This window comes from Aquabacterium sp., from assembly GCF_029946005.1.
Lineage (GTDB): Bacteria > Pseudomonadota > Gammaproteobacteria > Burkholderiales > Burkholderiaceae_C > Aquabacterium.
Genome location: NZ_JAQSDR010000014.1, coordinates 40,020 through 53,588 on the forward strand (window position 1 = coordinate 40,020; position 13,569 = coordinate 53,588).

10 protein-coding genes are annotated in these 13,569 nt (G+C 61.2%); all 10 read right to left on the reverse strand.

The window, feature by feature from the left end; genetic code table 11:
- Nucleotides 1–3: 3 nt before the first annotated feature.
- Nucleotides 4–717 carry an RNA polymerase sigma factor FliA gene (locus tag PSV38_RS10155; protein WP_300547080.1) on the reverse strand — a complete coding sequence of 238 codons (714 nt, stop codon included), beginning with the start codon at nucleotides 715–717 and terminating at the stop codon, nucleotides 4–6.
- A gap of 17 nt (nucleotides 718–734) precedes the next feature.
- Nucleotides 735–1,562 carry a flagellar biosynthesis protein gene (locus PSV38_RS10160; RefSeq protein ID WP_300547082.1) on the reverse strand — a complete coding sequence of 276 codons (828 nt, stop codon included), beginning with the start codon at nucleotides 1,560–1,562 and terminating at the stop codon, nucleotides 735–737.
- 14 nt (nucleotides 1,563–1,576) lie between these two features.
- Nucleotides 1,577–3,355: a flagellar biosynthesis protein FlhF gene (flhF, locus tag PSV38_RS10165; protein WP_300547083.1), complete on the reverse strand. Its 1,779-nt coding sequence runs from the start codon at nucleotides 3,353–3,355 to the stop codon at nucleotides 1,577–1,579.
- A complete protein-coding gene (gene flhA / locus PSV38_RS10170) occupies nucleotides 3,352–5,463 on the reverse strand; it encodes a flagellar biosynthesis protein FlhA (RefSeq protein WP_300547085.1) in 2,112 nt (703 codons plus the stop codon). The genes flhF and flhA overlap by 4 nt, the downstream gene beginning before the upstream one ends.
- On the reverse strand, nucleotides 5,460–6,602 hold the full coding sequence (gene flhB / locus PSV38_RS10175; protein WP_300547087.1) for a flagellar biosynthesis protein FlhB: 1,143 nt from the start codon (nucleotides 6,600–6,602) through the stop codon (nucleotides 5,460–5,462). Before flhB ends, flhA begins: the two co-directional genes overlap by 4 nt.
- A gap of 182 nt (nucleotides 6,603–6,784) precedes the next feature.
- The gene (locus PSV38_RS10180) at nucleotides 6,785–7,189 is read right to left on the reverse strand and encodes a hypothetical protein (protein WP_300547089.1); all 405 of its coding nucleotides are present in this window, start codon (nucleotides 7,187–7,189) and stop codon (nucleotides 6,785–6,787) included.
- 14 nt (nucleotides 7,190–7,203) lie between these two features.
- On the reverse strand, nucleotides 7,204–8,394 hold the full coding sequence (locus PSV38_RS10185) for a porin (protein ID WP_300547091.1): 1,191 nt from the start codon (nucleotides 8,392–8,394) through the stop codon (nucleotides 7,204–7,206).
- Nucleotides 8,395–8,555: 161 nt separating this feature from the next.
- Nucleotides 8,556–10,103, reverse strand: a complete 1,548-nt coding sequence (locus PSV38_RS10190) for a SpoVR family protein (RefSeq protein WP_300547093.1) — start codon at nucleotides 10,101–10,103, stop codon at nucleotides 8,556–8,558.
- Nucleotides 10,100–11,398 carry a YeaH/YhbH family protein gene (locus PSV38_RS10195; protein WP_300547095.1) on the reverse strand — a complete coding sequence of 433 codons (1,299 nt, stop codon included), beginning with the start codon at nucleotides 11,396–11,398 and terminating at the stop codon, nucleotides 10,100–10,102. Before PSV38_RS10195 ends, PSV38_RS10190 begins: the two co-directional genes overlap by 4 nt.
- Nucleotides 11,399–11,417: 19 nt before the next feature.
- Nucleotides 11,418–13,340, reverse strand: coding sequence for a PrkA family serine protein kinase (locus PSV38_RS10200; RefSeq protein ID WP_300547097.1), 1,923 nt, complete (start codon nucleotides 13,338–13,340; stop codon nucleotides 11,418–11,420).
- Nucleotides 13,341–13,569: the final 229 nt, after the last annotated feature.

Genomic DNA, 13,569 nt, shown 5'->3' on the forward strand with positions numbered 1-13,569 from the left:
TGGTCACCACTCTCTTAATTTGACTCTCAACCGGGCAATGGACTGGCTGTGCAACTGGCAGATGCGCGACTCGGTCACGCCCAGCACAGCGGCGATTTCCTTGAGGTTCATGTCCTGCTCGTAATACATGCTCATCACAAACTGTTCGCGCTCCGGCAGGTTCTTGATCGCTTCGACCAGGGCCGAGCGCATGCGATGGTCCGCCAGCAGGGCCAGGGGGTCGTTGCCTTCGTCGGTGACGTGGCGGTCGAGGTAGTCGTTGTCGCCATCCTCGCCACTCATGTCTTCGAGGTGGATGAGCTGGGTGCCACGCACCTTGCCCAACATCTCCTGGTAGTCGATCAGCGACATGTCCATTTCCTTGGCGATCTCGCTTTCGTGTGGCGCACGGCCCAGGCGCTGCTCCAGGCGGTGCACGGCGCCTTCGATGTCGCGCTGCTGCTTGCGGGTGCCGCGGCTCATCCAGTCGGCACCGCGCAGCTCGTCGAGCATGGCGCCGCGGATGCGCTGGGTGGCGAAGGTCTCGAACTGCACGCCCTGCCCGGCATCGAAGCGGGTCAAGGCATCGCTCAGGCCGATCATGCCGACCTGGATCAGGTCATCGATCTCAACGTTGGCCGGCAATTTCGCAATCATCTGGTGGGCCAGACGCCGCACCAGCGAGCTGTATTGCTTGAGCTGGGCGTCCATATCGAGGCGGCCTTTGGCGGTGTACATGCGCTGCTCCATGAACATCAATTGAGTACGGGGGCCATGCGCGAAGGCAAGGCAGACCCTGGTGAGACCAAATGGTCGAATGCAGCATCACCGAGGGTGAGCGGCAAGGCACACTGCAAAAGTCCGGCGGCCAGTTCCAGGAACCGGGGGCTGGGGTCGTGACTGGACGGCTCGTGGGGATTGATGCGCAGCCAGTCACGTTGCGCAGCACCCAGGAAGTTGTCGGCGCACTGGCCCAGGCGCTCGGCCACGGCATCGGCCTGGTCAGAATGGGGATGTGCGCACACCAGCAGGTCGTAGGCCAACCACGGGCCCCGCTGGCTCATGATCTTGACGGCGGCATAGGCCTGCTTGAGGCCTTCGGCCACATCGTTGGTGAACACCAGCGGGCGCAGGTTGCCGTGCCGGGCACGTTCGCCAAAGATGCGCACCAGTTCGCTGGCGGAGGCATGCACCAGCACCACATCGCATTGCGGTGCCGCATCGGCCAGGGCGTGCAACAGGCTGCCGCAGGAACCGCGCGCATCGGCGTGTCGCAAGGGCAGGCCGCGGGCGGCCAGGTAACTCACCTGCTTGGACAAAGGCTCGATGCCTTCGCTCAAGTCAAACTCCGCCAGTTCGCTAAGGCCTCTGGCTTGGTCACCGGCGTCCACCACCAGGGTGTGCAGGCCAAAGCTGGCGTAGGCGGCGCACAAGCGTTCCAGCACGACACCACCGCACGCCGCGCCGGGGTTGGCCACCACGGGCACAAACCGCAGCACGCGCGAGGCGAACATCTGGCGCAAACCCTGGGCCTGGTCGGCCGGGGGGCTGGCGGCAAGGGGTTGAGGCGAAAAACTGGTCATGGGCGGCGACAGGTTCAAAGCGCGGACGGTGAGGCCGTGACGTCGGTCATGGCGGGAGTCGAAAACACCAGGCTGACTTCATTGGGGTCCAGGCGGTACGCGGGATTGAGACTGGCACGCAAGGCGCGGTGCACCAAAGCCTGCGATGACAGTCTGTGCCAATCTTCTGGCACGCGTTGGCCGTTGGCGACGCCCAGCACCTTGGATTTGTGACGGATTAACGCATCCAGCGCCGGACCAAGCTTCACAGCCTCGTCCAGCTTGGACAGGATCACGCCAGCGCAGGCATTGACCTGGTAGGCCGCCATCACGTCTTCGATCGCATCGCCTTGCGACGAGGCGTTGATGACCAGCACTTTGCGAATCGCGGGGTGGGCCAGCATCTCGAGCAGGTCTTTGGTGCGGCCATCGCGCTGGGCCATGCCGGCCGTGTCGATCAGCACCATCTTCTTGCCAGACAGCAATTCGAGCAGGTCTTCCAGCGCGGCGCGGTCGTGGGCCATGTGCACGGGCACACCCAGGATGCGGCCGTAGGCGCGCAGTTGGTCGTGGGCGCCAACGCGGTAAGCGTCCAGCGTGATCAGGCCCAGGTTCTGCGCGCCGTGCTTGGCGGCGAACATGGCGGCCAGCTTGGCGGTCGAGGTGGTCTTGCCCACGCCGGTCGAGCCGATCAGGGCAAAGATGCCGCCCTGGTCTTCGATGGCCAGTTCCTTGTCGGCCGTGTTCAGGTTGCGTTGCAGCACCTGGGCGGCCCACACGTTTTCGTCTTGCGCACCGGAGCTGACGTCGGCGGGCATGGCGTCCAGCATCTTGCGGATCAGCACGGCGGAGAAGCCGCCGTCCAACAGCTTTTGGGCCAGGCCAGCCTGGGCAGGCGTGCGGCGCAGTTTTTCGATGAAAGCGATGGTTTCAAACCGTTCCTTCATCATGGCCCGCATGGCGCGCAGCTCAGTGAGCATGGAGGCATTGGCGTCTTGCGATGCCTTCAGCGCGGCCATGGTGGCGGCATCGGGGCGCGAGCTGTCGGCCGAGGCGGCGCTGCGGCCAGTCACGGCCTTGAGTGTCAGTTCAGCAGGGTCGCTGGCCGGGCGGGCAGCCTGGGCAGGCGCCTGACGCGGCGGGGCTTGGGTTTCTTCGCGAGATTCGGCACGCAATGGCAAGACCTGGGCCACGCGGCTGGTGTCTTGAGGCACGGCACGAACAGCCTGCACCGGGCGAGCAGGTGCTTGAGCCGACTGGGGCGGCGAAGACAACCAGGCGTCCAGGCCAGCCGACAAGTCCACATTGGCGCTTGGCTGCGCTGGCTGCTGAGGTTTGACATTGCCCAGGCGCTGCGAGAGCTGGTCTTCAGGCGTGCCGGCCAGCGCGGGTTCGGTGCGGGCGGCTTTCAGGGCCACCTGGCGGCGCTTGAGCATGCGTTCACGCACATAGTCCTGGAAGGACAAGGTGCTCATGGCCAGTTGCTTGACGTCATCCTGCACGGTCGAAGCCAGGTTGGACATCGCGGAGCGGGCTTGAGACTGGGCGGCCACTGGCGCGACTTCGGCCTTCCGAGCAGGCGCGGCGGCTTGTGGTGAAGCAGCTTGCTGACGAGCCGCAGGCGCACGCTCTTCGCGTTCGGCCGGTGGGTACGAATCCATCGACGGCACGCTGTCGGTGGCCATGGCCAGCACCTCGATGCCACCTTCAGGGGCGGGCTTGGTCGACAACACGACAGCGTCGTTGCCAAACTCGAGCTTGACCTTTTGCATGGCCTCGCGTGAGGTGCGTCCAATAAAGCGTTTGACGTTCATGCGTGGCCTCCAATCAGGGTACCGATGCGGATCGAATGGGTCTCAGGGATTTCGCTGTGACCCAGCACCTTCAGACGCGGTGCTGCGCGTTTCAACAAGCGGGCCACCGTGGGCCGGATGGCGTCGGGCACCAGCAGGCAAGCGGGGTGACCCAGGTTTTCCTGGCGCTGGGTGGCTTCAGCCGCCTGGCGTGTGAGGTGGTCGGCCACGCCGGGGTCCAGCATGGGGCCGCTCGGTGAAGTCAGGGCCTGGGTGAGCAAGCGCTCCAGATCGGGTTCGATGGCAATCACATCCAGTTCCTTCACGGGGCCATAAATCTGCTGGACGATGGCCGGGGCCAGACCGACGCGAATGCGGCGGGCCAGCTCGGCAGGATCGTTGGCCAGGTGGCCCGCGCCCGACGTTTGCTCGGCCAGCGTTTCAATGATCGAACGCATGTCACGGATGTGAACGCCTTCTTCCAACAGGAGCTGCAGCACTTTCTGCAAGGTCGCAATGCCAACCATCTTGGGAACCACGTCTTCAATCAGTTTGGGGGCCAGTTTCGTCACATGCTCCACCAGCTGCTGGGTCTCTACCCGTCCTAGCAACTTGGCCGCATGGACCTGCATCAAGTGTGAAAGATGCGTGGCCACCACGGTCGAGGGATCAACGACGGTGTACCCGGCCATTTGCGCCGCTTCACGTTGGCGCTCTTCCACCCACACCGCAGGCAAGCCAAACGCCGGGTCGACCGCGGCCGTGCCCTTCAAGGGATTGGTCACGTGGCCGGGGTTGATGGCCATGAGCATGTTGGGGAACACCTCGCCCTCGCCCACGATCGCGCCACGCAAGGTGATGCGGTAGAAGCTGGGCCGCAGCTCCAGGTTGTCCTTGATGTGCACAGAAGGCGGCAAAAAGCCCACTTCTTGCGCGAACTTGCGGCGAACGCCCTTGATCCGGGTCAGCAGGTCGCCACCCCGGTCCTTGTCCACCAGCTGGATCAGGCGGTAGCCCACTTCCAGGCCCAGGGTGTCCACGGGCTGCAAGTCTTCCCAGGTGGCTTCGCCGTTGTTGTTGACCGGCGCATCCACCGGTTTGTCGACCGGCTGGGGCGCCTTGCGGGCCGCCTCCTGCTTTTCCTGCATGCGCCAGGCCATCCAGCCAAAACCACCGGCCATCGGCAGGAACACCAGGCTGGGCATGCCGGGGATCAGGCCCAGCAGGCCAATCACGCCCGCCGCCACGCCCATCACCTTGGGGTTTTGGAACATCTGCGAAATGATCTGCGCGCCCACATCCTCGCCCTTGCCCACGCGGGACACCACCATGGCAGAGGCCACCGAGATCAGCAGGGCCGGGATTTGCGCCACCAGCGCGTCACCCACCGCCAGCAGCACGTAAGAGCTGGCAGCTTCGCTGGCCGACAGGTCATGCTGCGCCACGCCAATGATGAAGCCGCCGATGATGTTGATGAAAAGGATCAGGATGCCGGCGATCGCATCACCGCGCACGAACTTGGAGGCACCGTCCATGGCGCCGTGGAATTCAGCCTCTTCGCCCACCTCGATGCGGCGGCGCTTGGCTTCTTTTTCGTCGATCAGGCCGGCGTTCAAATCGGCATCGATGGCCATCTGTTTGCCGGGCATCGCGTCCAAGGTGAAGCGCGCGCCAACTTCGGCAATCCGCTCGGAACCCTTGGTGACCACCACGAAATTGATCACCACCAGGATCGCGAACACGATGATCCCGACCGCGAAGTTGCCGCCGATCAGGAAGTGGCCAAAGGATTCGATCACCTGGCCCGCAGCGCCTGGGCCGTTGTGCCCTTCCAGCAGCACCACCCGGGTCGAGGCTACGTTCAGCGACAAGCGCAGCAGCGTCGTCAACAGCAGCACCGAGGGGAAGGCGGCGAAGTCCAGCGGGCGCAGCATGGTGGCCGACACCATCATCACCATCACCGCCATCGCGATGTTGAAGGTGAAGAAGATGTCCAGCGCCAGCGGCGGCAGAGGCAGGATCATCATGACCAGCACCAACAGCACAGCAATGGGCGCGGCCAGCACCTGGAAGCCCTTGGCGGACTTGCCGCTCATCACGGTTTGAAGTTGTTGCAGGAACGGGTTCATGCGTGCGCCTTATTGGCTGGATCCAGGGAGGCGGGAACGTCCAGGTCTGGCAAGTTGCCCGGCAGGGGCGCCTTGCCAGCCAAGGCCGCTTTGAGTTGGTACACATAGGCCAGCACCTGCGCCACGGCGCCGTACAAGGCCATGGGCACCTCGGCATCGATCTCTGTGTTGGCGTACAGGGCGCGCGCCAGCGGGGGGGCTTCCAGCACGGGCACCTTGTTCTCGGTGGCCAGGTCGCGAATGCGCAGGGCCAGCAGATCCAGGCCCTTGGCCACCACGCGGGGGGCGCCCATCTTGCCTTCGTCGTACTTCAGTGCCACGGCATAGTGGGTGGGGTTCATCACCACCAGGTCGGCGGAGGGAATGGCGGCCAGCATGCGCTTGCGGGCCATCTCGCGCATCCGCTGCTTGATGCGCTGCTTGGCCTCCATATTGCCTTCCATCTGCTTGACTTCATCCTTCTGGTCCTGGTGGCTCATCTTCATGCGGCCCATGAACATGAAGCGCTGCAGGGGCCAGTCCACCATGGCGAACAAAGCCAGCACCAGCAACATGGAGGTCATCACGCTGCCCAGCGTCATGCCGAATTCACGGATGGCGGTCGGCAGGGGCAGGCCCATCAGGCCCACCATGTCGGGCCAGACGCGGGACAGGAAGAAGGCCCCGGTGCCACCCAGGATCAAACCCAGGGCACTCGCTTTCAAGGCATCGACCATCTGCTGCTTGGACAGCAGGTTGGCGAAACCAGTGATGGGGTTGAGCTTGCCAAACTTGGGAAAAATGACCTCGAAGGACATCACCCAGCCGCCCGCCAGGATGCTGGCCGCCACCGAGGCCAGGGCCACGCCAGCGCCCACAGGCACCACCATCATCATGGCCTGGGCGCTCCATTGCGACAGGCGCTGCACCATCACGTCGGGATTGGCCACCGCCCGGGCATCAAAGCGCATGCCGGCGTTCAGCTGCAGCTGCATCTTGTCCATCCAGACCGGCGTCAACGCCATCAGCACCCCCACCGCGGCCAGGATCACCAGGAAGTGCCCCAGGTCACGCGAACGCACCACCTGGCCTTCTTCGCGGGCTTTCTTAAGCTTCCGCTCTGAGGCTGGTAGTTGCTTGTCTTGGGAGCTGTCGGACATGGTGGGTGGGTGCCTGGGTACTTCTTGCTCCGATTCTTGGCGACCCGGCCGAAATCTTGAGCGAGATAAACAGCCACCAAGGCACCCATTTCGCGCCCCGTTTCAGAGGCCAAAATGCATCGCGGGACGCAGCGTGATGTTTGTCACGCTGCGTCCCGCGATGGGGCTGGAAGTGGAAAAACTCAGTCGAGTGAGAACACCACCTTCACCGAACCATCGACCGCGCCCTTGTCGATGTAGCCGATGGCTTTGGGATCGCTGATCACGGCTTTTTTAACGGCGGCGGCGTCCGGCAAGATGATGGGCGCCTGGCCTTTGCCCGTGAACACGATCCGGGACCAAGTCGCTTTGATCTGGGACTGGTCTCGGTCGGTGGCCTTCTTGTAGAACTGCTCACGCAAAGGCGAGGCCTCGGGCAGGTCGACCGGTTTGAGGTCGAAGCTTCGGCCCAGGTAAATGTTGGCCAATTGGTCTTTGCTGACTGGTGCCGCGCTGGGACCCATGATCACGGCCACTTGGGCCTGAGATGCCATGGAAACAGCGGACAGGCCCAAGGCGATCAAACCGCGTTTGATGTAATTTTTCATGGTGATCTCCTCCCTTAAAACACGAAGTCAACGCCAACGGCAAAGACATTGACAGTGCCTTTGGCAGCATCAGGCACCACGAATGCAGCGGTGTCCCGACCGTCATACCGGCTGACTTGCGCCTTCAAGGCTACGTTATTCATCAGGTCGTAGCGCACACTGAAATTCATGTTGTGCGTTTTGACCGAGGTCAAGGTGTTCTTGGCCTCGCCATAGACCACCATCGGCAGCCATTTCCCGAAACGCCAGCCGCCTCCCGCATACCACGAGCGGGTCTCGGCCAAAGGCTTGCCACCAATATTGAAAGGCGCCCCCGAAAAGTAACTGGGGTCGATGTCATTTTGCTTACGCTGAGCCCATTCGGCCATCACGATTGCTGTTCCGTTGTCGTACTGCAAACCTGCGCTGGTGAACACGTCTTTCATCTTGTGGTTCAACGGGCTGCCTGCCAAAAAGGGGCTAAGCACGAGGTTTCTCAGCATGGATGAGCCTCGCACCTGCCCGGCCCGAATCAGCCAATCACCAAATTCAAGGTTCGCATTGAGGCTGGCAACAGGGTGAGAAGTAGCTTTGAGAGGCAAGCCACTGCTGGAGATGTTGAACGCACTCTCACCATAACTGGGTTGAATGGTCATGATGGCGGGCCCCATGGGAATGCGCCATAACGCCTGGACGCCATCCAGCGTCGTCAATGGCATTTGCGCATACACCGACATCGGTGCACGCAGCCAAGGCTGTGTATAGCCTACGTTGCGCGAATCCGAAATCATGAATGATGGCAACACCACGCGCCCCAGGCGCAGATCGATATTGGAAGTGGGCGAATATTGGCCAAACAGCCATTCAAACCCAACATTGAAATCTTCATTCGAGGTAGGTGTGCCATCAGTGCGGCGGCGTTGCCCCAACAACTGCGAAGTGATGGAAAAACCAGATCCAAAATTGAGGACACCTTGCAAGCCCAGGCGGGAATCCACCCCCAGGTCCAGCTTATTGCTAGCACCCTCGGATTGACTCAAGGAATTGCGAAACTGAATGTCATCTTGGTCGGTCATGGTGGCCGCCAAAGTACCGTAGCCGCTGACCTTGAAAGTGACCTCGGCGGAAGCCTGATTGGCTGCCATCAAGCCGATGCCAGCTGCACACAATGTGGCAGACAGCTTTGTCCTGTAAAGGATATTCATCATCTTGTTCTCCGGTTTCATGATTGCGTGAGGAACTCGTCTCGGGGCATGTCGCGCCCAAGCCTCTTGGCTTATCGGACAGATCCCAAGTTAACTGAGCCCATCAATCACAGAATACGGAAAAACGCCTAAATAGGGGGTTTAGTGCAAGAACGCAACATGTTATGCACAAGCCCCTTGCATCACTCCATCGACGCAGGCACCACCGTCCACTGCTGGCGAACATCGCCATCACCGTTCACGCTCTCCATGTGAACCGGAAAACCCCACAGCCGGGCCACGTGCTTGAGCACCTCGCGCGTACCATCCGCCAAAGGCCGGTTGGCCTGCTGCGTGTGCCGCAAAGTCAAAGAGCGGTCACCGCGCAGGTTCACACTCCAGACCTGGATGTTGGGTTCGCGCGCGCTCAGGTCATATTGACGTGACAGGCTTTCGCGCAGCGCGCGGTAACCTGCCTCGTCGTGAATGGCAGACACCTCGTATTCCGGCTCATCCTCATCATCCCTGATGGCGAACAGGCGGAAATCTCGCATCACCTTGGGCGACAGAAACTGCCCCACAAAGCTCTCGTCCTTGAAGTTACGCATGGCGTAGTCCAGGGTCTTGAGCCAAGCATGGTCGCCCTTGGGCGCACCTTCAGCCGAACCCGCGAACTCGGGGAACCAATGCCGGTCTTCCTCAGTAGGGTGCTCGCAAATGCGCTTGAGGTCGGTGTACATCGCAAAACCCAAGGCATACGGGTTCAGCCCGCTGTAGGCGCGGTGCCCCACCGGCGGCTGGTACACCACATTGGTGTGCGATTTGAGCCATTCCAACATGATGCCGTCGCTCAGGTGGCCGTCTTCGTACATGGTGTTGAGCAAGGTGTAGTGCCAGAACGTGGCCCAGCCCTCGTTCATCACCTGCGTCTGGCGCTGTGGGTAGAAATACTGCGCCACCTTGCGCACGATGCGCACCACCTCGCGCTGCCAGGGCTCCAGCAACGGCGCGTTCTTCTCGATGAAGTACAGGATGTTTTCTTGCGGCTCCGACGGAAAACGCCGCGCGCCATCGTCATCACCAGTCTTGTCGACACGGCGCGGCAAAGTGCGCCACAGATCATTCACCTGCTGCTGCAGGTAGGCCTCACGTTCTTCACGACGGGCCAGCTCTTTTTCAAGCGACAACTTGCTGGGGCGGCGGTAGCGGTCCACCCCATGGTTCATCAGGGCATGGCAGGAGTCGAGGATTTCTTCGACGGCGTCCAGACCATGGCGTTCTTCGCAACCAGCGATGTAGTTCTTGGCGTAGACCAGGTAGTCGATGATGCTGGACGCATCCGTCCACATGCGGAAAAGGTAGTTGCCTTTGAAGAAGCTGTTGTGGCCATAGGCCGCGTGCGCGATCACCAGGGCCTGCATGGCCATGGTGTTTTCTTCCATCAGGTAGCTGATGCAGGGGTTGGAGTTGATGACGATTTCATACGCCAGCCCCATGAAGCCGCGCCGGTAGTTCTTCTCGGTGGCGATGAACTCCTTGCCGTAAGACCAATGCCGGTAGTTCACCGGCATGCCCACGCTGGCGTAGGCGTCCATCATCTGCTCGGCGGTGATGATTTCCAGCTGGTTGGGGTAGGTGTCCAGCTTGTAACGCTCGGCGGTGGCGCGTATGACGTCGTGGTACTGCTCGATCAGCTCGAAGGACCAATCCGAGGGGCCTGGGAGGGGATCGGGTCTCAAAATGGCGCTCATGAATCTGCCCCTTCCTTCTTGAACAGTTCACGGAACACTGGGTAGATCTGCGAGGCGTCCAGCACCTTGCGCATGGCAAATTGCTTGTGTGATTCGCTCAGGCCCATGTACTCGTCCCACAGGTTTTGCTCAGTTTGCGCCACTTGCACATAGGCAAAGTAACGCACCAGGGGCAGGATCTTGTCTTCCAGGATCTCGCGGCAACGGGCTGAATCGTGGTGCCAATTGTCGCCATCGCTGGCCTGGGCCACGTACAGGTTCCACTCGTTGGTGGGGTAGCGGGCGGTGATGATCTCGTCCAGCAGCACCAGGGCGCTAGACACCACCGTGCCGCCGGTCTCGGTCGCGTGGAAGAACTCGTCTTCAGTCACCTCTTGCGCCTGCGTGTGGTGGCGGATGAAGACCAACTCAATCTTGTCGTAGTGCCGGGTCAGGAACAGGTACAGCAGGATGAAGAAGCGCTTGGACAACTCCTTGCGCTGCTCATCCATCGAGCCCGAAATGTCCATCACGCAGAACATGACAGCCTTGGTGGTGGGCACGGGCACCTTGATACGGCTGCGGTAGCGCAGGTCGATCGGGTCCAGGAAAGGGATGCCACGAACGCGGGCGCGCAGATGCTCAATGCGTGCTTCCAGCGCTTCGATCTCGTGGGCGTGTTCGAGCGTTAGCGCGTCGTCACCGGCTTCGTCTTCGGCGCGCAGCGCGGCCACTTTGTCTTCCAGCTCTTTCAGCTCGCGACGCACGCCCGCACCCAGGGCGATGCGCCGACCCAGCGCGCCGCGCATGGAGCGCACCACGTGCAGGTTGCTGGCGGTGCCATCGCTGGAGTAACCGGCGCGTTGGCTTTTCCACTCGGGGATCTCGGCCAAGGCGGTTTTGACCATGTTGGGCAAAGCCAGGTCTTCAAAAAAGACCTGCATGAATTCTTCTTTGCTGAGCGAGAAAACGAAGTCGTCTTCCCCCTCGCCGGAATCGCTCGCTTCGCCCGAACCACTGCCCTGCCCGCCGCCACCCGGTGGCCGCTCGATGCGGTCACCTTGCACGTACTCGCGGTTGCCCGGGTGCACCACATCACGGATGCCACCCTGGCCGTGGCTGAACACCGGCTCGGACAGGTCGCGCTTGGGGATCGCGATGTCTTCGCCTTTTTCGATGTCCCGGATGCTGCGCCCATTGATGGCCCGCTGCACCGCATCGCGAACCTTGTCGCGGTAACGCCTCAGGAAGCGTTCGCGATTGCCGATCGACTTGTTTTTACCCGCAAGCCGTCGGTCAATGATGTGCTGCCGCATCGGGACTCCGTTTCAGGACTTATGACGACTTTCGAACGCGCAAATACCATTCGCACAGCAGGCGGACCTGCTTGGCGGTGTAGCCCTTTTCGACCATGCGGTTAACGAAGTCTTCGTGCTTTTTGACCTCGTCGGCGCTGGCCTTGGCATTGAAGCTGATGACCGGCAACAACTCTTCGGTGTTGCTGAACATCTTCTTCTCGATCACCGTGCGCAGCTTTTCGTAGCTGGTCCACAAGGGGTTCTTGCCACTGTTGTTGGCGCGGGCCCGCAGCACGAAGTTGACGATCTCGTTGCGGAAATCCTTGGGGTTGGAAATGCCGGCGGGCTTTTCGATCTTCTCCAACTCGCCATTGAGTGCGCCACGGTCAAAGCTCTCGCCCGTGTCGTTGTCGCGGTACTCCTGGTCCTGGATCCAGTAGTCGGCGTAGGTCACGTAGCGGTCGAAGATGTTCTGGCCGTATTCGCTGTAGCTTTCCAGGTAGGCGGTCTGGATCTCTTTGCCGATGAACTCGGCGTAGCGAGGCGACAGCGACTCCTTGATGTAGGCGATGTACTTGGCCTCCAACTCCGCCGGGAACTGCTCGCGCTCGATCTGCTGCTCCAGCACGTACATCAGGTGCACGGGGTTGGCGGCCACTTCAGCGGTGTCGAAGTTGAACACCTTGGACAAGATCTTGAAAGCAAAACGGGTGGACACGCCGCTCATGCCCTCATCCACACCTGCGTAGTCTCGGTACTCCTGCAGCGACTTGGCCTTGGGGTCGGTGTCCTTCAGGTTCTCGCCGTCGTAGACCTGCATCTTGCTGTAGGTGCTGGAGTTTTCCGGCTCCTTCAGGCGCGTCAGGATGGCGAACTGCGACATCATCTTGAAGGTGCCCGGGGCGCAAGGCGCTTTGGACAGCGACGAAGTGCGCACCAGCTTTTCGTAGATCTTGATCTCTTCAGAGACGCGCAGGCAGTACGGCACCTTGACGATGTAGATCCGGTCGAGGAAAGCCTCGTTGTTCTTGTTGTTGCGGAAGGCCTTCCACTCGCTTTCGTTGCTGTGGGCCAGCACGACGCCGTCGAAGGGGATGGCGCCAAAACCTTCCGTGCCCTTGTAGTTGCCTTCTTGCGTGGCAGTCAGCAGCGGGTGCAGCACCTTGATGGGCGCCTTGAACATTTCAACGAATTCCAGCAAGCCCTGGTTGGCCAGGCACAGGCCGCCAGAGTAGCTGTAAGCATCCGGGTCATCCTGCGCATAGGTTTCCAGCTTGCGGATGTCGACCTTGCCGACCAGGGAGCTGATGTCCTGGTTATTTTCGTCGCCCGGTTCGGTCTTGGCGATGCCGATCTGCTTGAGCACGCTGGGGTAGCGCTTGACCACGCGGAACTTGCGGATGTCGCCGCCGTACTCGTCCAGACGCTTGACGGCCCAGGGGCTGAGGATGCGTTGCAGGTAACGGCGGGGAATACCGTATTCGGCTTCCAGGATGGGGCCGTCTTCCAGCGGTTCGAACAGGCCCAAGGGCGATTCGTTGACCGGCGATCCCTTGATCGCGTAGAAGGGCACGCGCTCGGCCAGTTGCTTGAGGCGTTCGGCGATGGACGATTTGCCGCCGCCCACTGGGCCCAGCAAATACAGGATCTGTTTCTTTTCTTCCAAGCCTTGTGCAGCATGGCGGAAATAGCTGACCACTTGTTCAATGGCGTCTTCCATGCCATAGAACTCTTCGAAGGCCGGGTAGATCTTGATGACCTTGTTCGCAAAGATCCGCGACAGGCGCGTGTCGTTGCGGGTATCGATCGTTTGCGGCTCGCCAATGGCCTGGAGCATGCGCTCGGCGGCGGTGGCGTACGCGATTTTGTCGCGCTTGCAAATGTCAAGGTACTCCTCCAGGGAATACTCTTCTTCACGGGTGCGCTCATAGCGAGCGGCGAAGTTACTGATCACGTCCATGCAGACCTCCGAGACATCGACACAAGCCATCGATGCTGGGGTGAACTGCCGGATATCCGTCTGGTGGCCCGGCGCGAGCACACAAGCATCGCCATAACACCAAAGATCGCTGAAATCACCCCTTGTTCATACCCCGAATAACCAGAAGAAGACAGGGCTGATCTGTGACTTCATTGGTGCTTATCTTGCACCTTTTTCAAAGGCCGCGTGCGGCTTGGGCACAACAACG